The sequence below is a fragment of the Streptomyces sp. NRRL B-1347 genome (assembly GCF_000720325.1).
Taxonomy (GTDB): Bacteria; Actinomycetota; Actinomycetes; order Streptomycetales; family Streptomycetaceae; genus Streptomyces.
On sequence record NZ_JOJM01000003.1, the window covers coordinates 575,753 to 601,637 of the forward strand.

A 25,885-nucleotide genomic window follows, 5' to 3' on the forward strand; every position below is an offset into this window, starting at 1 on the left:
ACACCGTCGCCCGCGCTCCGTGCCAACCGTGGTCCCCTCCGGGCTCCCGCACTCCGGTGAGGTGCTCAACTCGGTGCCCTGGCACCGCTTCCCGTGGACTGAGGCGAGCGCGCCGCCGGAAACGGGCTCACCTCAGGCCTCTCCTTACGACGGCGGCGGCGCGGCCGTCGACCTCCTGCGCACGGCGGCGGACGTCCCGGCCACCGAGGGAACCGAAAGAAACGCGGTCACGCCCACCGCGGCCACCGCGACGGGACCGCCGCCCACCGCCGGGCAGATGCACTCGACCCGCCCGCAATACGGGCAGACAGGAACCATGGTTGTCATGCCTTGCACTATGCCCTCCTGAAGTCAAGATTCCGTTAGAACCTGATGATTATCGGCTAGCTCACAGGCGGTACCTGCTCCACGTGGTACGGGTACCGTGATGCGCGTGGCTGAGACGTGGAACGAGACGCATACCGGGGTGCTCCGGTTGCCCTCCGGGCGGTTGGTGCGCGGGCGCGGCCTTCGCCGACCCCTGCCCGAAGGTCCCCAACCGGTGTTCGGCGTCTATCTCCTGGGCAAGCCCGCGCCCCCGGTCGCGTGGGACGCGCGCTGGCTGCGCTGGCCCGACTTCCGGCTGCCCGCGGACCGCGAGGAGGCGCGGCGGCTGCTCGGCGAGGTGTGGGCGCGGGCCGCGACCGAGCGCGTCGAGGTCGCCTGTGGCGGCGGTGTCGGCAGGACCGGCACGGCGCTCGCGTGTCTGGCCGTGCTCGACGGCGTGCCCGCCGCCGAGGCCGTCGGGTACGTCCGCGCGCACTACCACCGCCGCGCGGTGGAGACCCCGTGGCAGCGCCGCTTCGTCCGCGCCTTCGGAAGCGGGTCCGGCGGCACCGCCTGACCGGGCTGCGATCTGCCCGTGGTGAACTCGCCGCGCCTGCGGGCCGTTTCCACGGGGATGCCGGGCAAGTTCCCGCGGGTGCGGGCGTTCCCGGCGCGGCCGTGTGCCTCGTGCCGCGCTCATCGTCGTACCGCGACGTCGACGAGCATCCCGGCCGCCACCGCGAGCAGCACGCAGGCGAAGGCGTGCCGCAGGCGGGGGCCCGAGAGCCGGGCCGCGAGGCGTTTGCCGTCCCAGGCGCCGAGGACGGCGGCGCCGGTGAACGGCGCGATCACCGACCAGTCGAGCCCCGCCGTGGTGCTGCCCCGCGTGGCCAGCGAGGCAAGGGAGTTGGCGGCGATGACGAGCAGGCTGGTCCCGGTCGCGGCCCGCATCCCGAAGGCGAGGACGGTGACCAGGGCGGGCACCACGAGGAACCCGCCGCCCACCCCGAGCAGCCCGGTCAGCGCCCCCAGGGCGGCCCCGGCGCCGGCCGCCCGGCCCGGTCGCACCGCACCCGTACCCCGGGCCTCGGCCCGCCCGGGGCGCAGCATCCGCAGCGCGGCCAGGGCGGCGACGGCGGCGAACGCGGCGGTCAGCACCGGCTGCGGAAGGCGCCCCGCCGCCACGCCCGCGGCGGCGGCGGGCGGGATGCCCGCACCGGCGAACAGGGCCCCCGCGCGCCAGCGGACGTGGCCCGCGCGGGCGTGGGCGTACAGGGCGCTCGCCGAGGTGACGGCGACGATCAGCAGGCTCGCGGTCGTCGCGGCGGCCGGGGTGAAGCCGAGCAGATAGATCAGGGCGGGGACCGCGAGGACGCTTCCGCCGCCGCCCAGGGCGCCGAGCGCAAGGCCGACCACGGCTCCCGCGGTCAGGGCGAGGACGAGCGCGCTCATCGGCGGGTCCCGGCGGCCGGGTCAGGGGGAGGCGGGCCGACGGAGGCCGAGGCCCGCCTCCCCCGCGGCGGCGAAGCTGTCGTCGACGACGACCACGTCCCGCCCGGCGGCGTCCAGGAGCGAGGCCCCGATCGCCGCGCGCGTCCCGCCGGCGCAGTGCACCCACACCAGGCCTTCCGGCACCTCGCGGACGCGGTCGCGCAGTTCGTGGACGGGGATGTGCACGGAGCCCGCCACCTGTCCTTCGCGGCGCTCGACGGCGCGGCGCACATCGAGCACGACCACGTCGCCGCGCCCGGCGCGGACCGCGGCGAGCTCCGCGAAGGTGGCGCACGCGCTGGTCGCGAGCCGCTCGCCGGGCCCCACCCAGGCGCGCGGGTCGCCGGTCGCGGCGGCGGCCGGGCGGTCGATGCCGACGCGCACCAGCTCGCGCTGGGCGTGGGCGAGTTGCCCCGCCGATGCGGCGAGCAGGGTGACGGGCCGCCGCCACGGCAGCAGCCACGCCAGATACGTGGCGAGCTTGCCGTCGGCCTCGACGTTGACGGACCCGGGCACGTGCCCGGCGGCGAAGGCCGCGCGGTGGCGCAGGTCCACCACCCACTCCCCCGCGGCGAGGCGCGCGGCGATGCGGGCGGCGGTCGCGGGTGCGGGCGGGGTCAGGTCGACGGGCGCGGGTCCTGCGGCGTTGACCGGGCCCATGTGCGCGTAGTACGCGGGCACGTCGTCGAGCCCGGCGAGCAGTTCGGCGACGAACGCGTCCACGCCCTTGGTCAGCGCGGCGTTGCCCGCCCGTTCGGCGCCGACGGTGGTCTCCTCGTCCGCGCCGGGGCCCGAGGCGCAGAAGCTGCCGAAGCCGTGGGTGGGCAGCAGCCGCACCGCGTCGTCGAGCGCGTCCGCGAGCCGGTGCGCGGACGCGTGCTGGGCGCGGGCCAAGGGCTCGGTGAGCCGCGGCTCGACGAGGTCGGGCCGCCCCACCGCGCCGATCAGGAGCGAGCCGCCGGTGAACGCCGCCACCGCGCGGCCGCCCTCTGCCAGGACGTACGCCGTGTGGTGCGGGGTGTGGCCGGGGGTGGCGAGGGCCCGCAGCACGAGGTCCTCGTCGACGGTGACGGTGTCGCCGTCGGCGACGGGCGTGTGCGGGAACGACACGGCGGCCCCGGCCGGAATCAGATAGCGGGCGCCGGTGACGCGGGCCAGCTCCAGGCCGCCGCTCACATAGTCGTTGTGGACGTGGGTCTCCGCGACGTACGCGATCCGCACGCCGCGGCGTGCCGCCGCCGCGATGACCTGGTCGATGTCACGCGGCGGGTCGATCGCGACGGCCGCGCGGGGGCCCGACGCCAGATAGCTGTGGTTGCCCAGGACCGGGAACTCCAGGGTGTCGACGGCGAACACGGCGGCTCCTCCCGACGGACGGTATCGGCCGTATACCCTGGGGGGTATTTTCAATTCCACCCGTCCCGCAGGTTGGCGCGGTTCTTTCGCCCCCCTCGTGCGCGATCGGCGGTCAGGGCCGTCCCGCTCCGGCCGGGTCCCCGACGGGCCCCTCCGTGGACAGGGACCGGGTGAGCTGGTGCGATCTGCGCATGCGGCCGTCCTCGGTGAACTCGCCGAAGAGGTGCACCTCGGTGACGGAGGCGCCGCCCTTGCGGGTCCGGGCGTGGATGGTGAGCCGGGCGGCGACGCGGCCGCCGTCCGCGACGGCCTCGTGCACGTCGAACCGCCAGCCGACCACGTTCTTGCGCACGGGGCGCAGATGGGCGAGGAGGCGGTCGCGGTCGATGCGCACGCCGTCGCTGATCTGCACGACGTCCGGCGTGTAGTGGCGGTCCATGACGGACTCCGGCGCGTCGCCCCGGACCGTGGACTCGGTGAGGGAGGTGAAGAAGTCCGCGATGAACCGCTCGGGGGTGGTGTCGGCCAGTGGCTTCATGACGCTCCGATCCGGCGCACGGGTGACGGGCGGCAGCTCCGTCGAGCTACGATCTCTGACACCTCTGTAAGATATGAGCGATCGACAACTTGGACAAGGCTGTAAGAGATGACGCCTTCCACGGAACCGCCCCGGCGCCGCCGGGCCGACGCCGAGCGCAGCAGGGCCGCCGTCCTGGACGCGGCGGTGCGCCTGCTGCGGCAGCGGCCGGACGCGGGCATGGCGGCCGTCGCCGAGGCGGCGGGAGTGACCCGGCAGACCGTCTACGCCCACTTCTCCTCCCGCGACGACCTCCTCACGGCCGCCGTCGACCGGATCACCGAGGACGCGGTCGCCGCCATGGACGCCGCCGCGCTCGACGAAGGGCCCGCCGCTCAGGCGCTGTTGAGGTTCCTCGACGCCTCCTGGTCGTCGTTCGAGGACAACGCGTGGCTGCTCCACGCGCCTTCGGCCGCGGGCCCGGCGGAGCGCGACGGCGCCCGGCACGAGCCCGTCACCGAGCGGCTCGTCCGGCTCGTCGAACGGGGCCAGGCGGCGGGCGAGTTCACCCCCGGCCTCGCGCCGCGCTGGCTCGTGGCCATGACGGTCGCCCTCGGCCACGCCGCGGGCGACGAGGTCGCCGCGGGGCGCGTGCCGAGCGCCGAGGCCGGGGCCGCGCTGCGCACGACGGTCCTCCGTGTCCTCGGCGCCGCGGATCCGTCACCCTAGGAGGGCAGCGGCCGGGGGGAAGCGGAAGGAAGTGGGATGACTGATCAAGTCGCCGTCATCGGGGCCGGGTTCGCCGGGCTCTGCATGGCCATCCGGCTGAACCAGGCCGGTGTCACCTCGTTCACCGTGTACGAGAAGGCCGATGACCTCGGCGGGGTCTGGCGGGACAACACCTATCCGGGCGCGGGCTGCGACGTGCCCTCGCACCTGTACTCGTACTCCTTCGCGCCCCGCGAGGACTGGAGCCGCGCCTACCCCCTGCAACCGGAGTTGCTGCGCTATCTGCACGAGTGCGCCGACGCCCACGGGGTGCGGCCGCGGCTCCGCTTCGGCACGGAGATCGTCGCGGCCTCGTACGACGAGTCCGGCCGGCGCTGGGAGCTGCGCACCGCCGCGGGCCGGGTGCACCACGCCCGGGTCCTGGTGACGGCCGTGGGCCAGCTGAACCGGCCCCGGTTCCCCGACGTTCCCGGCCGCGAGGACTTCGCGGGCACCGCGTTCCACTCGGCCCGCTGGGACCACGGGCACGACCTGACGGGCGAGACCGTCGGGGTGATCGGGACCGGCCCGAGCGCGGTGCAGTTCATCCCGCGCATCGCCCCTCGGGTGCGGACCCTGCGCGTGTTCCAGCGCTCGGCGAACTGGGTCATGCCCAAGTGGGACTACCGCTACGGGCCCGTCCACCAGGCCCTGTTCCGCACGGCGCCGGGCCGCCTCGCCTTCCGCGGCGGCTGGTTCGCCTTCTGCGACACCGTGCTGTACTCGGCCGTGCGGGGCGGGCGGCTCGGCAAGGCCGTCGAGTACCTCTGCCGCCGTCAACTGCGCACGCAGGTGCCGGATCCGGTGCTGCGGGCCAAGCTCACGCCGGACTTCCCGCTCGGCTGCAAGCGCGTGCTCATCTCGGACGACTACCTTCCGGCGCTCGCGCGCGACAACGTCGAGCTGATCACCGAGAAGATCACCCGGATCACCCCGCGCGGCGTCGTCACCGCCGACGGCACCGAGCACGCGCTCGACACGCTCATCCACGGCACGGGCTTCACCGCCACCGAGTTCCTGGCCCCCGTCACCGTCACCGGCCGTGACGGACGGCTGCTGCGCGAGGAGGCGTGGGCGGACGGGGCGGCCGCCTTCCTCGGCATGACCGTGCCCGGCTTCCCCAACCTCTTCCTCCTGTACGGCCCGAACACCAACCTCGGCAACAACTCCGTGGTCCTCATGATCGAGGCCCAGGTCCGCTACGTCCTCGACTCGCTGGCCGCGCTCGACCGCGACGGCCGAACCGAGCTGGAGGTGTCGGCGCGGGCCTACGACGCCTTCCAGCGCCGCGTCCAGGAGGCCCTGGGCGAGACCGTGTGGCAGGCGGGCTGTGACAGCTGGTACAAGACCGACGCCGGGAAGATCACCAACAACTGGCCGTACCGGGCCGCCCGTTACCGCACCCTGACCCGCCGCCCCGCCGCGGCCCGCTGGTCCTCGACGGGCTCCGGCAGGGCGGGCCAGTAGTGCTCGGTGAACAGGCGCGCGACCAGTTCGCCCCGGCTGGAGACGCGAGTCTTGGCGAAGAGGGACTTGAGGTGGTCGCGGACCGTGTGCGCGGAGACGCAGAGTCCTGAGGCGATCTCGGCGGTGGGCGTCCCGCGGGCGACGACCCCCGGCTCGGACGCCGCGTGCTCCAGCAGACGGCGCACACCGTCGGCCCGTACGCGTGGCGGCTGCTGCCCGCTTCGGACCGCGCCCTGCTGCGCCGCCCCGGGCGTGGAGCTCCCGCGGTGAACTCACCGCGGACAGCGTGGTCAACGCCGTGAACCCGCCCCCGCAAGCGGTCCCCGGCCGCGGCCGGGGACCTGGTCGAGTCCCTCGTCCTCGGTGGTCTCGCCGCGCTCCGCGCCGCGCAGGCCCTCCACTCGGCCACTACCCCATTGCGTTTGACATAGGACAATCCTATGTTTGGCACAGGACAAAGCCTGGCCGAGCTGTGGAGGTGGTGGCTGTGCCGATCCATGGGGCGACGGCCATGGAGATCGCGGACAGCGTGCGGGACCTGATCGCGGCCGGGGAGCTGAGGGCGGCGGACCCGCTGCCGCCGGTGCGGGGCCTCGCGGCCGACCTCGGCGTGAACCGGAACACGGTGGCGGCGGCGTACCGGCAGCTGGTGGTCGCCGGGGTGGCCGAGACCCACGGCCGCGGCGGGACCATGGTGGCCCGGCCGCCGCAACTGGCCCGCGAGGGCTCCGGCCTCGGCACCGGCCTCACCGACCTGGCCAGCGGCAACCCCGATCCCGAGCTGCTGCCCGACGTGCTCGCGGCGGCCCTGCGCGGCGGCTACCGGCAGCCGCTGTACGGCACGCCTGCCGTCGACCCGGGCCTCGTGGAGTGGGCGACCGCGCGGTACGCCGACGACCTGCCCGACCGCCCGTTCCGGGTCCTGGTGACGAACGGCGCGGCGGACGCCACGGAGCGCCTCCTCAACGCCTACCTCACGCGCGGCGACGCCGTGGCCGTCGAGGACCCGTGCTTCCTCGCGAGCATCGGCACGCTGCGCCTGAACGGCTACCGCACCGCACCGGTCGCCGTCGACCACGCCGGGATGCGCCCGGAGGCGCTGCGCGCCGCCCTGGAGTCCGGGGCCCGCGCGGTGGTGTGCACGCCGCGCGCCCACAACCCGACCGGCGCGAGCCTCACCGTCGGGCGGGCCGCCGAACTGCGCGCCGTCCTGGCCGGACACCCCGGGGTCCTGGTCGTCGAGGACGACCACTTCTCGGCCGTCTCCGCCATGCCGTACCACCGCGTCACCCCGACGGGCACGGGCACGTGGGCGCTGGTGCGCTCGGTGTCGAAGTTCCTCGGCCCCGACCTGCGCCTGGCCCTGGTCGCCGCCGACGGGGAGACCGCCCGGCGCCTGGAGACCCGGCTGAGCGGGGGCACGATGTGGGTGAGCCTGCTGCTCCAGCACACCACCCGCGAACTCCTCCGCGACCCGGACGTACGGGCCCTGCACGACCGGGCGCGCCGCGCCTACGCCGAGCGCGGTGCGCTCCTGGTCCGGGAGCTGGCCGCGCACGGCGTCCGCGTCCCCGCCGCCCACCGGCCCGACGGCCTGAACGTCTGGGTGGACCTGGACCAGCGGGCCCGGCCCGTCGTCGACGCGCTCGCCCGCCGCGGCTGGGCGGTGCGCCCCGGTGACCTGTTCGCCGCCGGTCCGACCGACCGGCAGGCGCTGCGGGTCACCACCGCCACGCTCACCGAGCCCCGCGCCCGCCGCTTCGCCGCCGATCTCGCCGCCGTCCTCGACCACCCGCACGCCGTCTGACCCGCCACCGAAGGGACGTCCCGCCATGTTCACCGGCCTCAGCGCCTTCCCCCTGACCCCCACCGACGAGTCGGGCATCGACGAGCGGGCCTACGTCCGGCTCGTCGGGCGCCTCGCCGCCGCCGGAGTGGACTCGATCGGCGCGCTCGGCTCCACCGGCGGCTACGCCTACCTGTCCCGCGAGGAGCGCGCCCGTGCCGCGCGCGCCGCCGTCGGGGCGGCCGAGGGCACCCCGGTCCTCGTCGGGATCGGCGCCCTGCGCACCGCGCAGGTCCTGGCGCTCGCCGAGGACGCCCAGAAGGCGGGCGCGGCCGCGGTGCTGCTCGCCCCGATGACGTACCAGCCGCTCACCGACGACGAGGTGTTCGGGCTCTACGAGGACGTGACGCGGGAGCTGTCCGTGCCGCTGGTGGTGTACGACAACCCGCGCACCACCCATGTGGACTTCAGCGACGAGCTCCACGGCCGCATCGCGCGGTTGCCGAACGTCGCCGCCATCAAGATCCCGCCGGTGCCCGGCGATCCGGCCGCCGCCCGGCAGCGCGTGGCCGCGCTGCGCTCGCTCGTCCCGGACACGGTCTCGGTCGGCGTCAGCGGCGACTGGTCGGCGGCCACCGGCCTGACCGCGGGCTGCGACGTGTGGTACTCGGTGCTCGGCGGCCTGTTCCCCGAAACCGCCCTGGCCCTCACCCGGGCGGCCCGGCAGGGGGACGCGGCCGGGGCCACGGCCCGCTCCGAGCGCCTCGAACCGCTGTGGGAGCTGTTCCGGCGCCACGGCGGCCTGCGCGTCATGTCGGCCGCGGCCGCCCATCTGGGCCTGGTGTCCGAGCCGAACCTGCCGAGGCCGCTGCGCGGTCTCGCCGCCGAGGACCGCGACCGGCTGGTCGCCGTCCTCGACGGCCTGGACCTGCTGCCGTCAGACGCCGCGCCGGAAGACCGCGACCGTGCGGGCCGGAACCCGGAAGGTGCCTGAACTCCGCGCGTACGTGGCCGACTTGACCACCGCGTCCGCTCCGCGCGCCTGCACGGGGTGCAGGGCGTACGCGGCGCCCTTGAGCCCGGTGACGCGCTGCGTCTGCTCCTGCGGCGTCGCGTTGAAGACCACCACCAGGTCACCGAGGCGCATGGTGATCACGCCGGGTGTCTCGTCCGCCGTGCCGGACAGCGGGAAGGCCAGCTCCGCCTGGACCCGCTCGCTCGTGGCGAGGGAGAACACGGGCTCCGCGGTGCGCAGCCGCAGCAGGTCGCGGTAGGCGGCCGAGGCACCGCTGATCTCCGCGCAGCCGGGCGCCAGGGCCCGGTCGGCCAGGAGCGGCTTCGCGTAGGGCCACTTGTCCTTGTTGTCGGCGGCCGGGGGCAGGCCGCGGCCGAAGCCGTTGCCGTCGCGGCAGTCCCAGTGGAGGGCGTTGAACCAGTCGCCGCTGTCGTAGGAGTTACGGTCGAGGGACTTGGACCGCAACAGGTCGCTGCCCGCCTGGGAGAGTTCGGGGCCCTGCGCGAGCGTGGCCGTGGCCATCGCGAGGACCTGCGCGCGGGCCCGGTCGGCGGCCTTCGTGGACGGCGGGAGCTTGAAGGCGAGGGCGTCGTACAGCGTCTCGTTGTCGTGGGCGTCGGCGTAGGCCAGCGCGTCGCCGGGGGCGGCCGCGTAGCCCGCGGGGGCGCCGTTGTAGTCGACGTCCGCGCCCTTGACGGCGCGGCCCGAGGAGTCGGTGAAGGAGTACGCCGCCAGATTGCCGGTGAGGCCGACCTTGATGAGGTCCTGGTAGTGCAGCAGACGGGCCTTCTGCGCGGCGCGGTCGCCGTTGGCGGGCGAGGAGTTGGGGTCGGTGTACAGCCCGCTCGCGAAGCCCTGCACGCGCGGGTCCGCGTCGAAGGGGCCGCCGCCGCGCACCGCGTCGCGGGCCCGGTCGGAGAACGTGGCGATGCCCGTGCCCGCCATGTTCTTCTGCGTGGCCTGGACGAAGCGGGCGTCGTCGGCGACCTCGCCGAAGTTCCAGCCCTCGCCGTAGAGGATGACCTTCTTGCCGTCGACGCCGTCCTTCGCCGGTGTCAGCGCGTCCAGGGCCTTGCGCACGGCGAGGACGTTGGCCTTGGGGTGGTGGCCCATGAGGTCGAAGCGGAAGCCGTCGACCTTGTACGCGCGGGCCCAGGTGACGACGGAGTCGACGACGAGCTTGCCCATCATGGCGTTCTCGGGCGCGGTGTTGGCGCAGCAGGTGGACGTGGCGACGATGCCGTCGGCGAGCAGCCGCTGATAGTAGCCGGGCACGATCTTGTCGAGCACGGACTTGTCGGCCTGGCCACTGGCCACGGTGTGGTTGTAGACGACGTCCATCACCGTGCGCAGGCCCGCGCGGTTGAGGCCCTGCACCATCTCGCGGAACTCGACCGTGCGCCGGGTGCCTTCGGGGTCGCTGGCGTAGCTCCCCTCGGGCACCGTGTAGTGCACCGGGTCGTAGCCCCAGTTGTAGCCGTCCCGCGCGGCCGTCCGCGCCACGCACCGCTGCTGTTCCTCGGAGTCGGGGGCGGCGGCGGGCAGGTCGCAGTCGGGACGCGCCTGGTCGGCGCGGCGCTCGGGGACCGTGCCGAAGTCGAAGGCGGGCAGCAGGTGGACGTACGACGTCCCGGCCCGGGCAAGCTCGCGCAGGTGCCGCATCCCGGCGGAGCGGGTGTCGGTGAACGCCCGGTACTGGCCCGGGTACTTGGCCGTGCGGTCCGCGAGGGAGAAGTCCCGGACGTGCAGCTCCTGGATGCGCGCGGAGCGCAGCGGGACCGCGGCCGGCTTGCGCAGGTCCTGCCAGCCCCGGGGCGCGAGTTCCGGGTCGTTCAGATCGACGGCCAGGGAGCGCCGGGAGTCGGCGGTGAGGGCGGTCGCGTACGGGTCGGTGACCTTGTTGGTGACCACCTTGCGGACGCTGGGCGCCCAGACCTTCACGGCGTACCGGTACGGCTTGCCCGTCCAGCTCTTGGGCCCGGCGGCCGACCACACGCCGGAGGCCGCGTCGCGGCGCATCGGGACGCTGCGGCCGCCGATGTCGAGGCGCACGTCCTGGGCGGTGGGCGCCCACACGGCGAGCCGGGGGCGGCCGTGCCGGAAGACCGGGCCGAGGTCGGCCTTGGTGGCCGTACGGCTGTAGAGGTCGTCGAGGACGCCCTGGGTCTGCACGCCGGTCGCGGCGCGCGCGGTGCCGTCGGCGGCGCGCTGGACGGCGGCGAGCTGTCCGGTGAGGGCCGTGCGCACGCGGTCCCGGTCGCGCGGGTCGACGCGGAAGGCGGCGTAGCCCTTCAGGTGCGGGTACGCGGCCCGTTGGGCGTCGGTCAGGCCCCCGGGGACGCGGGCGAGGCGGATCCGGTGGGCCTGGCCGCGCACGTCGTCGCCGTCCGTGGTGAGGCCGCCGTCGCGGGCGTACCGGACTTCGGCGTCCTGGCCGGGTATGTCCCACGCGACGGTAGAACGGTCTATCCACTGCGCCTTCGACGTCGTGAGGTCGAGGTCCGTGCCGCCGGGTGCCGCCGCCGCGCCGGGGGCCAGGGGCACGGCGGTCGCGAGCAGAGCGAGCGCCACGGCGGCGGTCAGCGAGGCACGGGAGGCCAGGGAGCAGGAGGCCAGGGAGCGGGAAGGCAGGGAGCGGGAGGTCAGCACTTCCGCGCCCCCGTGTGCAGGGCGAGGGCGGTGTTCGGCGCGACGGCGGCCGTGAACCGGCCCGAGCCGTCGACGGTGACGCTCCGGCCGCTCTGCACGTCGCAGTAGCCGCCCGCGGGCAGCGAGGTCTGGAAGGTGCGGTTCACCTCCGCCCCCTCGTGGTTGACGACGACGTAGGCCTTGTCGCCGCGGCCGAAGGCGATGGCGTCGTCGCCGTTGTCCCACCAGTGGGTCACGCCCGTGCCCCGGGCGGTGTTGCGCAGCTTGACCATGCTCCGGACCTCGGGCCAGGCGTGCTGGCACTTCCAGCCGTCGCGGTAACAGGCGTCCACCCGGCCGCCGTTCGGCGGGCCCGCGTCGCGGTCGGTGAACTCGTAGCCGGAGTGGACGTCCGGCGATCCGTAGGGCCAGGCGAGCATGAACACGTGCGCCAGGGTGTGGTCGGCGCCGTCCTTGTAGCTGAGGGTGTCGCCGCCGCGCTCGGTGTCGTGGTTGGCGACGAACACGGCTGCCTTGCCGGAGGGCAGGTAGGCCCAGCCCTCGCCGTAGTTCTTCAGATAGGCGAGCTTCTCGTTCTGGAACACGCGCTTGAGGTCACGGGCGTAGCGGAACTCCTGGACGTCGCCGTTGCCCAGGTACTCGTCCGGCGAGACGGCCTCGCCCGCGCCGTGGATGGCCTCCTGCTTCCAGTACGCGTTCGGGTCGCTGAGCCGCGACTTGATGTCCTTCAGGTCGGCGGCGGCCATGTGCTTGGCCGCGTCCACGCGGAAGCCGTCCACGCCGAGGGAGAGCAGGTCGTTCATGTACGCGGCGACACGGCCGCGTACATGGTCCTCGCCGGTGTCCAGGTCGGCGAGGCCGACGAGCTCGCACTCCTGGACGTTGAAGCGGTCCTGGTAGTTGGTGATCTGCGCGGTGCAGTTGTCGAAGTCGGGGCGCGAGTAGACGCCCGGGTAGTCGTACTTCGTGTACGGCGAGCCGCCGGTGCCCGTGCCGTTCCCGGCCGCCATGTGGTTGATGACGGTGTCCACGACCACCTTGACGCCCGCACCGTGGCAGGTGTCGACCATCTTCTTGAAGGCGGCGCGGTCCCCGAGGCGCCCGGCGATCCGGTAGCTGACGGGCTGGTACGAGGTCCACCACTGCGCGCCCTGGATGTGCTCCTGCGGCGGCGACACCTGGACGTAGCCGTAGCCGTCGGGGCCGAGCCGGGTCGTGCACTCCTTGGCCACCGCGTCGAACTTCCACTCGAAGAGCACCGCGGTGACGTCCTTGCCGCCGGGCGGGGCCGCCTGCGCCTGCGGGGCGGCGCCCACCACGCTGCCGCCGACGGCCGCGAGGAGGGCCAGGGTCGCGGTGCGTGGCCGTCCGCGGCGCGCGCCGCTGCTCGGGGATGTCACGGGTCCTCCTGGGGGGTTGAAGGTTGTTGCAGAAAACTTGCAACACCGTTTGCGCCGTGACCGTACGGCGCTCAACAACCCCGGTCAACCCTTCGGACACACTCCCGTCACCGGGCGGAAATCCCTCAGCCGCGGCGCACGGCCGCCGTGGAGCCGCGCACGACCAGCTCGGGCTGGAAGACGAACTCCGTGCGCTGCACCGGGTTTCCGTCGATCTCCTCCAGGAGGGCGCCGACGGCCGCCGACGCCATCGCCTGCACCGGCTGCCGCACCGTGGTCAGCGGCGGGTCCGTGAAGGCGATGAGCGGCGAGTCGTCGAAGCCCACCACCGACACGTCACCGGGCACCGTGAGCCCCCGCTGGCGGGCGGCGCGCACCGCGCCGAGCGCCATCATGTCGCTGCCGCAGACCACCGCGGTGCAGCCCGCGTCCAGGAGCGCGCTGGCCGCCGCGTGGCCGCCCTCGACGGTGAACAGCGTGTTCCGCACGAGCAGTTCGGCCTCCCCCTGCGCCAGGCCGAAGTGTTCGTGCAGCGCCGCCGTGAAGCCCTCCGCCTTGCGGCGCGAGGGCACGTAACGGCTCGGTCCGACGGCGAGGCCGATCCGCTCGTGCCCGAGCTCTGCCAGATGGCGCACCGCCATCCGCATGGCGGCCCGGTCGTCGGGCGAGACGAAGGAGACGGGGACGTGCGGGTTGTAGCCGTTGATGAGCACGAACGGCACCCCGCGGCCCGCCAGTTCGAGGTAGCGCCCGGGGTCGGCCGTGGTGTCGGCGTGCAGCCCCGAGAGGAAGACGATGCCGCTGACGCCGCGCGCCTCCAGCTGTTCGACCAGCTCGTCCTCGGTGGCGCCGCCCGGCAGCTGGGTGCAGAGCATGGGCGTGTAGCCGTGCCCGGCGAGCACCTGCTCGACGACCTGCGCGAACGCCGGGAAGATCGGGTTGGTCAGCTCGGGGATGACCAGGCCCACCAGGCCCGCGCTGCGGCGTTTGAGGCGCACGGGCCGCTCGTAGCCGAGGACGTCGAGGGCGGCGAGCACGCGCCGCCGGGTCGCCGCGGCCACGCCCGCCTTGCCGTTGAGCACGCGGCTCGCGGTGGCCTCGCTGACCTCGGCCTGCGCGGCGATGTCCGCGAGCCGCGGGGCGCCGCGGTCGAAGTCGCGCGGACTCCGCTCGGCGCCCCGCGGCGGGGAGGTCGTCACACCGCCCACCAGACGGTGGTGTCGGCGGGCAGCTCGACCACGTCGTCGCCCGCCGTCTCCACGTCCGCGCTGGCGAGCAGGGCCCGGCCGGGCGCGGGCAGGCGTACGGCGGCGCCCGTGGTGTTGGCGGTGCACACGAACCCCTCGCGCCGGAACGCGAGCACGCCCTCGGGGGCCTCCAGCCAGGTCAGGGCGTCGCCCGCGCCGAGCTCGGGACGGCCGCGGCGCACCCGCAGGGCCTCGCGGTACAGCTCCAGGGTCGACGCCGGGTCCCCGGTCTGCGCCTGGACGCTCAGCTCGCCCCAGCCCTCGGGCTGCGGCAGCCAGCTGCCGCCCGCGCCGAAGCCGTACGACGAGCCGTCCTTGGTCCACGGCAGGGGCACCCGGCAGCCGTCGCGGAAGCCGTCCTGGCCCTGCGCGCGGTGGAACGACGGGTCCTGGCGCGCCTCGTCGGGCAGGTCGGTGACGTCGGGGAGGCCGAGCTCCTCGCCCTGGTAGAGGTAGGCGGAGCCCGGCAGGGCCAGCATCAGGAGGGTGGCGGCGCGGGCGCGGCGCAGGCCGAGCGCGCGGTCGCCGGGGGTGCGCAGCTGGGTGCCGAGGCCCGGCGGGTTGGCGAACCGGGTGGCGTGCCGGGTGACGTCGTGGTTGGACAGGACCCAGGTGGCCGGGGCGCCGACGGGCCGCATCGCGGCCAGCGAGGAGTCGATGACGGCCCGCAGCTCGGCGGCGTCCCAGTGGGTGCCCAGGTACTGGAAGTTGAAGGCCTGGTGCATCTCGTCGGGGCGCACGTACAGGGCGGTGCGCTCCACGGTCGGCGTCCAGGCCTCGGCGACCAGGACCTTCTCGCCCGCGTACTCGGCGAGGACCTGCCGCCAGCTGCGGTAGATCTCGTGCACGCCGTCCTGGTCGAAGAACGGCATGCTGTCGTTGCCGAGCAGCTTCAGCTGGTCGCGGCGGCCGATGTCGGGCAGGCCCGCGGCCTTGACCAGGCCGTGGGCGACGTCGACGCGGAAGCCGTCGACGCCCATGTCGAGCCAGAAGCGCAGGATGGAGCGGAACTCGTCGCGGACGGCCGCGTGGTCCCAGTTGAAGTCGGGCTGCTCGGGCGCGAACAGGTGGAGGTACCACTCGCCGTCGTCGGTGCGGGTCCAGGCGGGCCCGCCGAAGATGGACTCCCAGTCGTTGGGCGGCAGTTCGCCGTCGGCGCCCTTGCCGGGCCTGAAGTGGTAGCGCTCCCTGAGCGGGGAGCCCGGGCCCTCCGCGAGGGCGCGCCGGAACCAGTCGTGCCGGTCGGAGGAGTGGTTCGGCACCAGGTCGACGATGATGCGCAGGCCGAGCCCGTGCGCCTCGCGGATCACGGCGTCGGCGTCGTGCAGGGTGCCGAACATGGGGTCGATGGCCCGGTAGTCGGCGACGTCGTAGCCCGCGTCGGCCTGCGGCGAGGCGTAGAACGGGCTGAGCCAGACGGCGTCGACCCCGAGGTCCCGCAGGTACGGCAGCCGGGCGCGGACGCCCGCGAGGTCGCCCATGCCGTCGCCGTCGCCGTCGGCGAAGCTGCGCGGATAGACCTGGTAGATCACCGCTTCGCGCCACCAGTCCGTACGCGTACCGGAGGCGTGGTCGGCGGCGGGGGCAGCGAGATGCTGGGTCATGTCTTCCCTGAGGAGTGGTGGCGGGTGCTGGGGGGTGTCAGGACTTCGTCGCGCCGGCGGTGAGACCGGAGACGAGGTGGCGCTGGACGAGGCCGAAGATGACCGCGGCGGGCACGGCCACGATCACGGCGGCGGCCGTCAGCGAACCCCAGTCGCTGGTGTACTGGTTGACGAAGGTCTGCAGGCCGCCCGCGAGGGTGAGGTTCTCCTCGCCGGTCATGAACGCGGAGGCGTAGGCGACCTCGGCCCACCCCGTGATGAAGCTGTAGAAGCCGGTGACGGCGAGGCCGGGCTTGGCGAGCGGCAGGATGAGCCGCCAGAAGGTGCCGAACGGGTTGAGCCCGTCGACGCGCCCCGCCTCGTCGATCTCCACCGGGATGGTGTCGAAGTACCCCTTCATCATCCAGGCGCTGAACGGCACCGCGATGGTCAGGTACGTGAGGACCAGGCCCATGGGCTGGTTGAGCAGCTCCAGGCTCGCGAGCAGGTTGTACAGCGGCACGATGAGCACCGCGACCGGGAACATCTGGGTGATGAGCAGCAGCCACATCAGGGGCCGCATGCCGGGGAACTTGAACCGGCTGACCGCGTACCCGGTGGTCGCGGCGATGAACACGCCGATGACCGTGGTCAGGCCGACGACGAACAGGGAGTTGCCGACCCAGTCGAGGAACTTGGTGTCGTTCAGGACGTGGTCGTAGTTGCTGAAGGTGAAGTTCTTCACCAGGTCCGTCGAGAACGCCTCGCTCTGCGGTTTGAACGAGGTGACGAGCAGCCACAGCGGCGGGAGCACCGCGATGGCGCTGGCGATCAGCAGGGTGGCGTGCAGCGCGACGGAGGCGAGCGGGCCGCGCTCGCCGCGCGGCCGCGGCTTGCTGTTGCTCATGGTCACCACACCTCTCCTTGCTTGCGGAGCGCGCGGCGGTAGACCACCGCGAAGAGCGAAAGGAGCAGCAGGATGAGCACGCCCCAGGCCGCCGACCCGGCGAAGTCGCGGGGGCTGACGACGAACGACAGGCGGTAGGCGTACGTCACCAGGATCTCGGTGGCGTCCCCCGGACCGCCCCGGGTGAGCAGGAAGATCACCGGGAACATGTTGAAGGTCCAGATGGCGCTGATCAGGACCACGGTGGTGGCCACGGACCTGAGGCCGGGCAGGGTGACGTAACGGAAGCGCTGCCAGGGGCTCGCGCCGTCCATCTCGGCGGCCTCGTACAGCTCGCCGGGGATGGACTGGAGCCCGCCGAGCATGGCGACGAGCATGAACGGCACGCCGAGCCAGACGTTCACGGCGATCACCGAGAGCTTCGCCCAGGTGGGGTCGTTCAGCCAGGGGATCGCGTCGAAGCCGCCGCCTTCGAGGATCGCGTTGAGCAGGCCCTTCTTCTCGTTGAAGAGCAGCCGCCAGGTGAAGACGGAGACGAAGGCGGGCACCGCCCAGGGCAGGATCAGCGCCATCCGGTAGAAGGAGCGGCCCTTGAGCTTGCGGTTGAGCATGTTCGCGAGGACCAGGCCGAGGACGAACGACAGCGCGACGCAGGACACCGTCCACACCACGGTCCAGGTCAGCCGGTCCCAGAAGACGCCGTCGTCGAGGATCGCCTTGTAGTTGTCCAGGCCGACGGATTCGTAGGTCGCCGGGATGTGGTTGACGCCGATGGTGCGCTCGACGTTCGCCTCGTTGGCGTTGGTCGTCGACAGGTACATGCCGCGCACCAGGGGGTAGCCGACGATGACGCCGATCACGACCACCACGGGGGCGACCATGGCCCAGGCGTACCAGTACGTGCTCAGCGCCCTGCGCAGGCGTCCGGGCTTCTGCCCCGCGCGGGGCCCGCGGCCGCGGACGCGCCGGGCGTCCGCGGCCGGGGCGACCCGGGGGCCGCTCTCGACAGCCATCGTTACTTGTAGTCCTTGAGGAGCTTGCGGTAGGCGTCGCCGATGCCCTTGGCGCCGTCCTCGGGCGAGGACTTGCCGCTGAGCACCTTCTGCATCTCCAGACGGATGGGCTCGAACAGCGAGTTGGCCTCGGGGATCCAGGGGCGCTGGACCGACTTGTCGACGGCGGGCTTGAAGAACTGCACCATCTGGTTGTCCTTGACGGACTTGACGTCGTACACGGAGGTGCGGGTCGGCAGCAGGCTGAGCTTCTCGGTGGTCTGCTGCTGCACCTTCGCCGAGCTCATGTACTTGATGAACTCGTAGGAGGCGTCGAGGTTCTTGGAGCCCGCGTACGCGGCGAGGTTCCAGCCGCCCTGCGGCGAGGCCTGGCGCGCGCTGCCGCCGGGCACCGGGGCGACGCCGAGGTTGGCCTTGTCGCCCTTGAACTGCTTGCCCTGGAGGGCGCCCTCGATGGACCAGGGGCCGTCGAGGGCCATGGCGACGTCGCCGTCCTTGAAGGCGTTGAGCTGGTTGTTGTAGCCGTCGCTCGCGTCGGTCACGGCTGCCTTGGAGTCGACGAGGCCCTTCATCACCTCGAAGGCCTTGGCGCCCTCGGCGTCGTCGACGGTGATCTCCTTCTTCTTGGTGTCCAGGAGGTCACCGCCCTCGCCGTAGAGGTACGGCAGGTAGAAGTACGGGTCGTCGCCGCGCAGGTAGAGGCCTGTCCTGCCGGACTTCGACTTGATCTTCTTGGCGGCGGACTCCACGTCGTCGAAGGTCTTGGGGACCTCCACGCCCGCGTCCTTGAGCATCTTCTTGTTGTAGAAGAGCGCGAGGGTGTCGATGGTCTGCGGGGCCGCGTAGGTCTTGCCCTTGAACTTGGTGCTGGCGGCGGCCTGCGGCAGGTAGTCGTCCGGCTTGTCGAGCGCGGCGGTGCCCTCCAGCGGGGCCAGGTAGCCGAGGTTGGCGAAGTCGGCGACCCAGGCGACCTCGGTGCGCATCACGTCCGGGGCGCCGGAGTTGCCGCCCGCGGCGTTCTTGAACTTGGCGTTGGCCTCGCCGAACGGCACGTTCACGTAGTTGACCTTCACCCCGGGGTGCAGGTCCTCGAAGCCCTTGGCGAGCTTCTCGTACGTGGCCTTCTCGGCGTCGTTCGAGGTGTCCCAGAACGTGACGGTGCCGGACAGCTTGCCGCCGCTCTTCTTCCCGCTGTCGCCGTCGTCTCCGCCGCACGCCGCCGCTGTCATCGTCAGGGCGGCGACCACTGCGGTGGCCGCTATGCCACGCCGCATGTGAACTCCTTCAACTGGACCAGGAATGACCCGGGATGATCCCGGGATGACCCGGAACGAGGGGAGACGAAAGGGGCGCCTCCTGCCGGCCGCACTCGACGCGGCGCCGGGTTGGCAGGAACGTAACAGGCTTGAAAACGTCTCGAAAGACCTTGCGGCGATTTTCTGCAAGAGATGACGATCGTTACCGCCGCGTGTCCTGGGGGTTGCGATCCGGGCACGTCAGGCCTTGCCGCAAGCTTGCGCAAGCGGTGGGCAAGACATGCTCCGCCGGGTACAGTCCCGTGCATGACCGCGCGGCTCGTCGACATCGCAGCTCAAGCAGGGGTCAGCGAAGCCACCGTCAGCCGGGTACTCAACGGCAAGCCCGGTGTGGCCGCGGCCACCCGCGAAGCCGTCCTCGCCGCGCTCGACGTGCTCGGCTACGAACGGCCCGTCCGGCTGCGCCGCCGCGGCAGCGCGGGCCTGGTCGGCCTGATCACGCCCGAGCTGGACAACCCGATCTTCCCCGCGCTCGCCCAGGTCATCGGGCAGGCCCTGACCCGCCAGGGCTACACACCGGTGCTCGCCACCCAGACCCCCGGCGGCTCCACGGAGGACGAGCTGACCGAGATGCTGGTGGACCGCGGCGTCGCGGGGATCATCTACGTCTCCGGGCTGCACGCCGACACCACCGCGGACACGGAGCGGTACGCGGCGCTGCGCGCCAAGGGCGTCCCGCACGTCCTGGTCAACGGCTTCTCCCCCCAGGTCGACGCGCCCTTCGTGTCCACGGACGACCGGGCGGCGACGCAGCTCGCCGTGCGGCACCTGGCCTCGCTCGGCCACACCCGTGTCGGCCTCGCGGTCGGGCCCCGGCGGTTCGTGCCCGTCGTCCGCAAGATCGAGGGCTTCCGGCTCGGCATGGGCGAGCGGTTCGGCCTCACCGCAGAGGAGGCCGACGCGCTGGTCGAGCACTCCCTCTACACCCTGGAGGGCGGCCAGGCCGCGGCGACCGCGCTGATCGCGCGCGGCTGCACGGGCATCGTCTGCGCCAGCGACATGATGGCACTCGGCGCGATCCGCGCCGCCCGGCAGCAGGGCCTGGACGTGCCCCGCGACATCTCCGTGGTCGGCTTCGACGACTCCCCGCTCATCGCCTTCACCGACCCGCCGCTGACCACGGTCCGCCAGCCCGTGCAGGCCATGGGCCAGGCGGCGGTGCGCACCCTCCTGGAGGAGGTCGGCGGCACGCCCGCCCCGCACAGCGAGTTCGTGTTCATGCCGGAGCTCGTGGTGCGCGGCTCGACGGCGTCGGGGCGCGGCCGGGCCTGAGGCCCGGGTCTCAGCCCGCTTCCGCGACGCCCAACGCCCGTACGAGCTGGGCCAGTTCCGCGCGGAAGAGCTTGTCGGGGCTCGTCGTCTGGCCGCGCAGGTGGCCGTAGACCTCCAGTGACACCAGGCCGTGCAGATGGCCCCAGACGCGCAGCGCGAGCGCCACTCCGGCGGGCGGCAGGTCGGGGAAGGCCGGGCGGACCTTGTCCAGGAGCCCCGGGTCGAAGTCGGACCAGGCGAAGTCCCCGTCCGCGTACAGGGGTTCGGCCTGCGGCCAGGCCTCCGCGGCGAGGGCGGCGAGGCCGGTGCAGACGCGGTGCGCGGCCTCGGGCGCGGCGCCCCCGGCGGGGGCGCGGTAGCCGGGCACCGGGTCGCCGTAGACGAGCCGGAAGCCCTCGGGGTTGCCGAGGGCCCAGGCGCGGAAGGCGGCCGCCCACGCCTGGATCCGCGCGGCCGCGCCCTGTCCCGCCGCGCCCTCCCAGGCGGCGTCCACGGCGTCGGCGAGCGCGGTGTACACATCGCTGACGAGCGTGGTGACCAGGTCGTCCCGGGTGGCGAAATAGCCGTAGATGGCGTTGGCCGTCATGCCCATCTCGCGGGCGATGGCCCGCAGCGTGATGGCGTCGGGGCCGCCCGAGGCCATCAGGCCGAGCGCGACCTGCTTGATCTCCGCCGTCGTCTCGGCGCGCAGCCGCTCCCGGCGCCCCCTGGTGCCGCCCGCGCCGCCTGCGCTTCCCGTGTTCTCCCTGACTCCCACGGCGTCACTGTACAGCGCGCTGATTCTGATTGCCGTGCGGAAACTTCACGCCGTATAGTCACCGCACGCCGTGCAGATCCGGTTCGGGGCACGGCAGCGAGGCGAAGGGGAGAGCCATGCACATCGGAGTCATCGGGGCCACGGGCACCATCGGCGGCCGGGTCGTGACCGAGGCCGTCGAGCGGGGGCACCGGGTCACCGCGTTCAGCCGCGACGCCGCCCGGGTCACGGAGCGGCGGGAGGGCGTCGAGTGGCGCAGCGTCGACGTCCTCGACGCGGACAGCGTCGCGGGCGTCCTGCCCGGCCTCGACGTCCTCGTCAGCGGGTTCCAGCCCGGCAACGCGGCCGCGGACTTCGAGGAGACCGTGCGCCGCTCGATCGCGGAGCCGACGCTGTACGCCACGGCCGCGCGGGCCCTGCTCAAGGCCCTGGAGAGCCATCCGCGCACCCGCCTCATCGTCATCGGCGGCGCGGGCAGTCTAGAGATCGCCCCCGGGGTCGTACGGGCCGACTCCGACGCGCTGCTGCACGAGACCCTCGACGGTCTCGGCCTGCCGCGCGCGTACGCGGCGGCGGTGCGCGGCCACCGCGACGCGCTGGACGTGCTGCGCCTCTCGAACCGCCTGTGGACCTACTTCAGCCCGGCGGAGGAGATCGCCCCCGGCGAGCGCACGGGCAGGTTCCGGGTCGGCGGCGACCAGCCGGTGCTCGACGCCGAGGGGCGCAGCCGCATCTCGGTGGAGGACGCCGCCGTCGCGCTCGTCGACGAGGCCGAGCTGCCGCGCTTCGTGCAGCGCCGGTTCACGGTCGGGTACTGACCCGCTGGTCCGGCGGCGGCCCCGCGAGACGGCGGCCCGCCGCCCCGTACACGCGCGTGACCGGAAGCCGGACCACCAGGCGGCGTTCGGCGACCATCACCGCGCGGAACCGCTCCCAGTCGGGGTGCTCGCCCTGGAACCCCCGGAAGACCACGGTGAGTTCGTCGGCCACCGCGTCGTGCGGGTCCGTGGTGAGGGGCGTCAGCTCGGCCGTGCCCTCGGCGACCATGTACGCGTAGCCGTTGGGGCTGGTCACGAAGAAGCTCGCGCGCGGGTCGCGGCGCAGATTGCGCGTCTTGGCGCGGTCGTAGGTGACCATGAGGCGAATCAGCCGCGCCTCGGCGTCGTAGGCGTAGCCGACGTTCGACAGCTGGGGGCGGCCGTCGCGCTTGAGCGTCACGAGCGTGCCGATGCGCTGGCGCGCGAGGAGTTCGTACAGGGCGTCGTCGCCGGTGGTCGCCAAGTGCTCTGCCATACGGCGAGCGTAGGCCGGCGGGCCGCTGTCCAGGGGACGCCGGAGCGGTGTCCCCGCCGCCCGCGGGGGAGGTGGACGGGGCGGGGACACCGCGGCCCGGGGTCAGGCGGTGGCGAGGGCCTCCGTGGGCGGCAGCCGGGCGGCGCGCACCGCCGGGTAGAACCCGGCGAGGCCGCCGATGACGAGGGTCGCGCCGACGCCGCCCGCCATCGCCCACACCGGCACCACCGACGGCCAGCCCTGGTAGGCGGCGTACCCCGAGGTGACGGCGATGCCGAGGAGGACGCCGCCGAGCCCGCCGAGCGCGGACAACAGCAGGGCTCGCACAGGAACTGGGTGCGGACCTGGCCGCGGGTCGCGCCGAGGGAGCGGCGCAGTCCGATCTCGGAGCGGCGCTCCAGGACCGAGATGACCATGGTGTTCGCGACGCCGACGCCGCCGACGAGCAGCGCGACCGCGCCGAGGCCGAGCAGCAGCCCGCTGAGCGCGTCGTCGGTGGCCTCCTTGGCCGCCAGGGCGTCGGAGGGCCGGGAGACGTTGGTCTCGCTGGGGTTCTCCGGGTTGGCGGTGGCGCCGAGGACGGACTGCACGTCGGTGACGGCGGAGTCCTCGGCCCGGGTGTACACGGTCGTGGGGTGGCCGTCGAAGCCGAGCTCCGCCTCGGCTGCCGACCAGCCGACCAGGGCGGCCGAGTCCAGGTCCGGCACCAGCTCGTTGGGCGCGAGGAGGCCCACCACGGTGAACCACCGGCCGCCGAGCCACACCCGGGTGTCGGCCCCCGCCGTGAAGACGCCGAGCTGCTCGGCGGCCTTGAGGCCGAGGACGACGGCCGGGTAGCGGGCGCTGGCGGCGTTCAGCCAGCGGCCGTCGACGAGTTCGGCGCCCGCGGCCCGGGGCAGGTCGGTGCGGGCCGCGTACACGTTGAGGCCGCCGGTCTCCTCCTTGGGGACGCGGTCGTTGCGGTACACCTTCGCGTCGGTCTTGCCGACGGCGGACACCGACGCGACGCCGTCGATGTTGCCGATCATTCCCACGGCCTCGTCCGGCAGATGGGCGGTGCCGCCCGCGAAGGACTGGCCCGGCGAGACCGTGAGCAGATTGGTGCCGAGCGCGGGCGACCCCGCACTCCCCCCGCTCGGCCTGGACCTTCTGTGTGAAAGGGCTTTCGGTGTGCTTGCGGCAGGCGGCGCCGGCGCCCCGCCCATGGCCGGGAGTCCTCACCCGTGGCCGCCCACCACTCCAGAAGTCGAAGTACTCTACTTGCATGGATGCGCAAGGACAGTCGTGGGACGCGGCGGCCGCGGACCGGGCCGTGGCGGTGCTCAAGGCCGTGGCCGACCCCTCCCGCTACCGCCTGCTGTGGGCGCTCAGCCAGCAGGAGCTGCCGGTCAGCGCCCTCGCTGAGCTGCTCGGCGCGCACGTGGCCGCCACCTCCCAGCACCTGGCGAAGCTGCGGGCGGCCGGGCTCGTGGTGCCGCGCCGCGAGGGCACCCGGATCTACTACCGGGCCACGGACGTGCGCGGCCTCCTCGAAGAGGCGGCCCTGGTGGCACAGCCTGCCGCGGGGCGGACCGGGGCGGCCCCCGCAGACAGCGCAGAGGCGGTCGCGGAGGCGGCCGTCGAGCACGTGCCCGCTCGCGCGCCGCGGGCCCGGGCGGGCCGGGCCGCGCGCCGCCACCCGGCGACCGAGCACTGACGTCGGGTCAGGAGGCCGCCGCCCGCTGCCCCCTGACGCCGAGGACGTCGAGCAGGGCCCGGGTGGCCGGGCTCGGGTTGAACCGGCTCCACACCAGGTACTCCACGCGCCGCGGCCCGTCGGCCACCGGGACGAGGGCCAGGGCGGGATCGGCGGCGGCCGGCGGCCCGATGAACGCCGACGGCAGCAGCGCCACTCCCAGGCCGCGCGCGATCAGGCCGGTCATCAGGGCGACCTGGGCCTCGTACGCCACGTCGCGGACCAGGCCCGCCGCGGCGAAGGCCTGATCGGACTGGGCCCGGGCGGGCGACCCGGCCGCGAAGTCCACGAACGTCTCCCCCGCGATCTCGGCGAGCGTGACCCGGCCGGCGCCCGCGAGCCGGTGCCCGGCGGGCACCACGAGCACGTGCTCGTCGCGGTCGAGGACGACGGACTCCACGCCGGAGGGCAGGTCGCCCTCCGGCAGGCCCAGGAAGGCGATGTCCAGGCCGCCGTCGCGGACCGCGGCCGTCAGGTCGTCGCTGCGGCCGCCCCGCAGGAAGACCCGGACGTCCGGGTGCCGGGCGCGGTAGCGCTGGAGCAGCTCCGCCACGTCGACGGCCGCCGTGGTCACGATCACGCCGACGGCGAGCCTGCCGCGCACCACGCCCGACGCCGCGGCGGCGTCGGCGGCCGCCCGGTCCGCGGCGGCCAGGCACTCGCGCGCGCCGCCGAGGAACGCCTCGCCCGCGCTGGTCAGCTCGGTGCGGCGGCTGGACCGTGCGAACAGCTTGACGCCGAGCTCCCGCTCCAGGGCGGCGATCCGATGGCTGAGGGACGACTGCACCACGGAGCAGCGCTCCGCCGCGCGCGTGAAGTTGCGGGTTTCGGCGACGGCGACGACGTACCGCAGCTGCTGGAGATCCATCCGATCATGGTGATTGTTCATAGCTGCGATGACAACCATGCTTTGGAGCCATGGTCCGGTACGGCAGAGACTCCTCGCATGCCCCTATCGACCGAGCGGTCACCGGGTCCCTCGCGGGCCCCTTCCGCGCCACGAGTGGCGACCGTCGCGCTGACCGCGCTCGCCCCCGCTTCCTGGGGCACCACGTACGCGGTGACCACAGAACTGCTGCCGCCCGGGCAGCCGCTGTTCGCCGGACTGATGCGCGCCCTGCCCGCCGGGCTGCTCGCCCTGGCGATCACCCGCGTCCTGCCGCGCGGGGACTGGTGGTGGAAGTCCGCCGTCCTCGGCGCGCTCAACATCGGCGCCCTGTTCCCCCTGTTGTTCCTGGCGGCCGAGCGGCTCCCCGGCGGCGTCGCCGCCACGCTCGGCGCCACCCAGCCGCTGCTGGTCGCCGGTCTCTCCATCGTGGTGCTCCGCGACCGGCCGACGGCCTGGCAGTGGGCCTGGGGCGTCATCGGCGTGCTCGGTGTCGGACTCGTCGTGCTCGGTCCGCAGGCCCGTCTGGACGCCGTCGGCGTCCTCGCCGTCCTCGGCGGTACGGCGGGCATGGCGGGCGGGATCGTCCTCACCAAGCGCTGGGGCCGCCCGGCGGGGGCGGGCCCGCTGACCCTGGCGGGCTGGCAACTGACGGCGGGCGGGCTGCTGTTGCTCCCGCTCACGCTCCTGGCCGAGGGGGCGCCGCACGGCATCGACGGCGGGGCCGTCGCGGGCTACCTGTGGCTCGGCAGCATGGGCGGGCTGATCTCCTTCGCGCTCTGGTTCCGCGGCATCGGCAAGCTGCCGGTCGGCGCGTCCGCGCCGCTGGTGCTCCTCTCGCCGCTGGTCGCCACCGTCGCCGGCATCGCGCTCGGCGAGTCCCTGAACCTGCCGCAGAGCCTCGGCTTCGTCCTCGCCCTGGCGGCCCTGCTCGCCGCACAGCTCAGTCCCCCACGGCCACGGCGCCGCCGCGCGGCAGGGCCGCGCCGCGGTGGCCCGACACCTCAAGACCACGTACGAGAAGAACTGACGCAAGGAGAGCGGACGCGATGAACACCTCGGTACGGACGGCCCCGGGCACGACGGAGACGACGCAGAGGGCCGGTTCGACGAAGACAGGC

Annotated in this window: 22 protein-coding genes and 2 pseudogenes; 9 read left to right on the forward strand and 15 right to left on the reverse strand. The window is 73.8% G+C overall.

Annotated features, from left to right (window positions below):
• Positions 1-427: 427 nt before the first annotated feature.
• Positions 428-883 (forward strand): protein-tyrosine phosphatase family protein, encoded by a 456-nt coding sequence (locus tag IG74_RS0105140; RefSeq protein ID WP_051854554.1) that lies wholly within the window; start codon positions 428-430, stop codon positions 881-883.
• Positions 884-1,002: 119 nt separating this feature from the next.
• Here IG74_RS0105140 and IG74_RS0105145 read toward each other — a convergent pair whose 3' ends face one another.
• The 3 genes from IG74_RS0105145 to IG74_RS0105155 all read right to left on the reverse strand — a co-directional run bounded on the left by IG74_RS0105145 (position 1,003) and on the right by IG74_RS0105155 (position 3,691).
• Positions 1,003-1,758: a sulfite exporter TauE/SafE family protein gene (locus tag IG74_RS0105145; protein WP_030670249.1), complete on the reverse strand. Its 756-nt coding sequence runs from the start codon at positions 1,756-1,758 to the stop codon at positions 1,003-1,005.
• 21 nt (positions 1,759-1,779) lie between these two features.
• Positions 1,780-3,153 carry an MBL fold metallo-hydrolase gene (locus IG74_RS0105150; protein WP_030670251.1) on the reverse strand — a complete coding sequence of 458 codons (1,374 nt, stop codon included), beginning with the start codon at positions 3,151-3,153 and terminating at the stop codon, positions 1,780-1,782.
• 112 nt (positions 3,154-3,265) lie between these two features.
• Positions 3,266-3,691, reverse strand: coding sequence for a nuclear transport factor 2 family protein (locus tag IG74_RS0105155; protein WP_030670253.1), 426 nt, complete (start codon positions 3,689-3,691; stop codon positions 3,266-3,268).
• Positions 3,692-3,799: 108 nt separating this feature from the next.
• Here IG74_RS0105155 and IG74_RS0105160 point away from each other — a divergent pair, with 108 nt between their 5' ends.
• Complete coding sequence (locus IG74_RS0105160) at positions 3,800-4,399, forward strand: TetR/AcrR family transcriptional regulator (protein WP_030670256.1); 600 nt, start codon at positions 3,800-3,802, stop codon at positions 4,397-4,399.
• A gap of 36 nt (positions 4,400-4,435) precedes the next feature.
• Entirely contained in the window at positions 4,436-5,905 is a 1,470-nt protein-coding gene (locus IG74_RS0105165) for a flavin-containing monooxygenase (protein ID WP_030670260.1), read from the forward strand.
• On the opposite strand, the gene IG74_RS0105170 is transcribed toward IG74_RS0105165, so the two are convergent.
• Positions 5,833-6,090 carry a LuxR C-terminal-related transcriptional regulator gene (locus IG74_RS0105170; protein ID WP_030670263.1) on the reverse strand — a complete coding sequence of 86 codons (258 nt, stop codon included), beginning with the start codon at positions 6,088-6,090 and terminating at the stop codon, positions 5,833-5,835. The genes IG74_RS0105165 and IG74_RS0105170 overlap by 73 nt on opposite strands.
• 302 nt (positions 6,091-6,392) lie before the next feature.
• Here IG74_RS0105170 and IG74_RS0105175 point away from each other — a divergent pair, with 302 nt between their 5' ends.
• Complete coding sequence (locus IG74_RS0105175) at positions 6,393-7,712, forward strand: aminotransferase class I/II-fold pyridoxal phosphate-dependent enzyme (protein ID WP_030670266.1); 1,320 nt, start codon at positions 6,393-6,395, stop codon at positions 7,710-7,712.
• Positions 7,713-7,737: 25 nt separating this feature from the next.
• The gene (locus IG74_RS0105180; protein ID WP_051854555.1) at positions 7,738-8,685 is read left to right on the forward strand and encodes a dihydrodipicolinate synthase family protein; all 948 of its coding nucleotides are present in this window, start codon (positions 7,738-7,740) and stop codon (positions 8,683-8,685) included.
• On the opposite strand, the gene pulA is transcribed toward IG74_RS0105180, so the two are convergent.
• The 7 genes and pseudogenes from pulA to IG74_RS0105215 all read right to left on the reverse strand — a co-directional run bounded on the left by pulA (position 8,629) and on the right by IG74_RS0105215 (position 18,779).
• Positions 8,629-11,355 (reverse strand): pullulanase-type alpha-1,6-glucosidase, encoded by a 2,727-nt coding sequence (gene pulA / locus IG74_RS0105185; protein WP_324607486.1) that lies wholly within the window; start codon positions 11,353-11,355, stop codon positions 8,629-8,631. The two genes, IG74_RS0105180 and pulA, sit on opposite strands and share 57 nt — an antisense overlap.
• Positions 11,352-12,755: pseudogene (locus IG74_RS0105190) on the reverse strand (alpha-amylase); the annotation flags it as partial. The gene pulA and the pseudogene IG74_RS0105190, both read right to left, overlap by 4 nt.
• Positions 12,756-12,880: 125 nt before the next feature.
• The gene (locus tag IG74_RS0105195) at positions 12,881-13,963 is read right to left on the reverse strand and encodes a LacI family DNA-binding transcriptional regulator (protein WP_030670276.1); all 1,083 of its coding nucleotides are present in this window, start codon (positions 13,961-13,963) and stop codon (positions 12,881-12,883) included.
• Entirely contained in the window at positions 13,951-15,606 is a 1,656-nt protein-coding gene (locus tag IG74_RS0105200) for an alpha-amylase family glycosyl hydrolase (protein WP_030670281.1), read from the reverse strand. The genes IG74_RS0105195 and IG74_RS0105200 overlap by 13 nt, the downstream gene beginning before the upstream one ends.
• A 37-nt stretch (positions 15,607-15,643) precedes the next feature.
• On the reverse strand, positions 15,644-16,492 hold the full coding sequence (locus IG74_RS0105205; RefSeq protein ID WP_030670284.1) for a sugar ABC transporter permease: 849 nt from the start codon (positions 16,490-16,492) through the stop codon (positions 15,644-15,646).
• A gap of 2 nt (positions 16,493-16,494) precedes the next feature.
• Positions 16,495-17,505 carry a carbohydrate ABC transporter permease gene (locus IG74_RS0105210; RefSeq protein WP_030670287.1) on the reverse strand — a complete coding sequence of 337 codons (1,011 nt, stop codon included), beginning with the start codon at positions 17,503-17,505 and terminating at the stop codon, positions 16,495-16,497.
• Positions 17,506-17,507: 2 nt separating this feature from the next.
• A complete protein-coding gene (locus IG74_RS0105215) occupies positions 17,508-18,779 on the reverse strand; it encodes an extracellular solute-binding protein (protein WP_030670290.1) in 1,272 nt (423 codons plus the stop codon).
• Between the two features lie 288 nt (positions 18,780-19,067).
• Between IG74_RS0105215 and IG74_RS0105220 the strand changes: the two genes are divergently transcribed.
• Positions 19,068-20,093, forward strand: coding sequence for a LacI family DNA-binding transcriptional regulator (locus tag IG74_RS0105220; RefSeq protein ID WP_030670293.1), 1,026 nt, complete (start codon positions 19,068-19,070; stop codon positions 20,091-20,093).
• Between the two features lie 10 nt (positions 20,094-20,103).
• Here the strand turns inward: IG74_RS0105220 and IG74_RS0105225 are convergent, their stop codons facing one another.
• The gene (locus IG74_RS0105225) at positions 20,104-20,850 is read right to left on the reverse strand and encodes a TetR/AcrR family transcriptional regulator (protein ID WP_051854557.1); all 747 of its coding nucleotides are present in this window, start codon (positions 20,848-20,850) and stop codon (positions 20,104-20,106) included.
• A 116-nt stretch (positions 20,851-20,966) separates the two neighbouring features.
• On the opposite strand from IG74_RS0105225, the gene IG74_RS0105230 reads away from it, so the two are divergent.
• Positions 20,967-21,668 carry an NAD(P)-dependent oxidoreductase gene (locus tag IG74_RS0105230; RefSeq protein WP_030670301.1) on the forward strand — a complete coding sequence of 234 codons (702 nt, stop codon included), beginning with the start codon at positions 20,967-20,969 and terminating at the stop codon, positions 21,666-21,668.
• Here the strand turns inward: IG74_RS0105230 and IG74_RS0105235 are convergent.
• Both IG74_RS0105235 and IG74_RS45575 read right to left on the reverse strand, forming a co-directional pair.
• The gene (locus IG74_RS0105235) at positions 21,652-22,143 is read right to left on the reverse strand and encodes a PPOX class F420-dependent oxidoreductase (protein ID WP_051854558.1); all 492 of its coding nucleotides are present in this window, start codon (positions 22,141-22,143) and stop codon (positions 21,652-21,654) included. The two genes, IG74_RS0105230 and IG74_RS0105235, sit on opposite strands and share 17 nt — an antisense overlap.
• Before the next feature lie 102 nt (positions 22,144-22,245).
• A pseudogene (locus IG74_RS45575) lies at positions 22,246-23,255 on the reverse strand (ABC transporter permease); the annotation flags it as partial.
• 152 nt (positions 23,256-23,407) lie between these two features.
• On the opposite strand from IG74_RS45575, the gene IG74_RS0105245 reads away from it, so the two are divergent.
• Positions 23,408-23,839: an ArsR/SmtB family transcription factor gene (locus tag IG74_RS0105245; protein WP_030670307.1), complete on the forward strand. Its 432-nt coding sequence runs from the start codon at positions 23,408-23,410 to the stop codon at positions 23,837-23,839.
• A 7-nt stretch (positions 23,840-23,846) separates the two neighbouring features.
• Here IG74_RS0105245 and IG74_RS0105250 read toward each other — a convergent pair whose 3' ends face one another.
• The gene (locus IG74_RS0105250; protein ID WP_030670311.1) at positions 23,847-24,746 is read right to left on the reverse strand and encodes a LysR family transcriptional regulator; all 900 of its coding nucleotides are present in this window, start codon (positions 24,744-24,746) and stop codon (positions 23,847-23,849) included.
• 78 nt (positions 24,747-24,824) lie between these two features.
• On the opposite strand from IG74_RS0105250, the gene IG74_RS0105255 reads away from it, so the two are divergent.
• Positions 24,825-25,817, forward strand: a complete 993-nt coding sequence (locus IG74_RS0105255) for an EamA family transporter (protein ID WP_030670314.1) — start codon at positions 24,825-24,827, stop codon at positions 25,815-25,817.
• Positions 25,818-25,885: the final 68 nt, after the last annotated feature.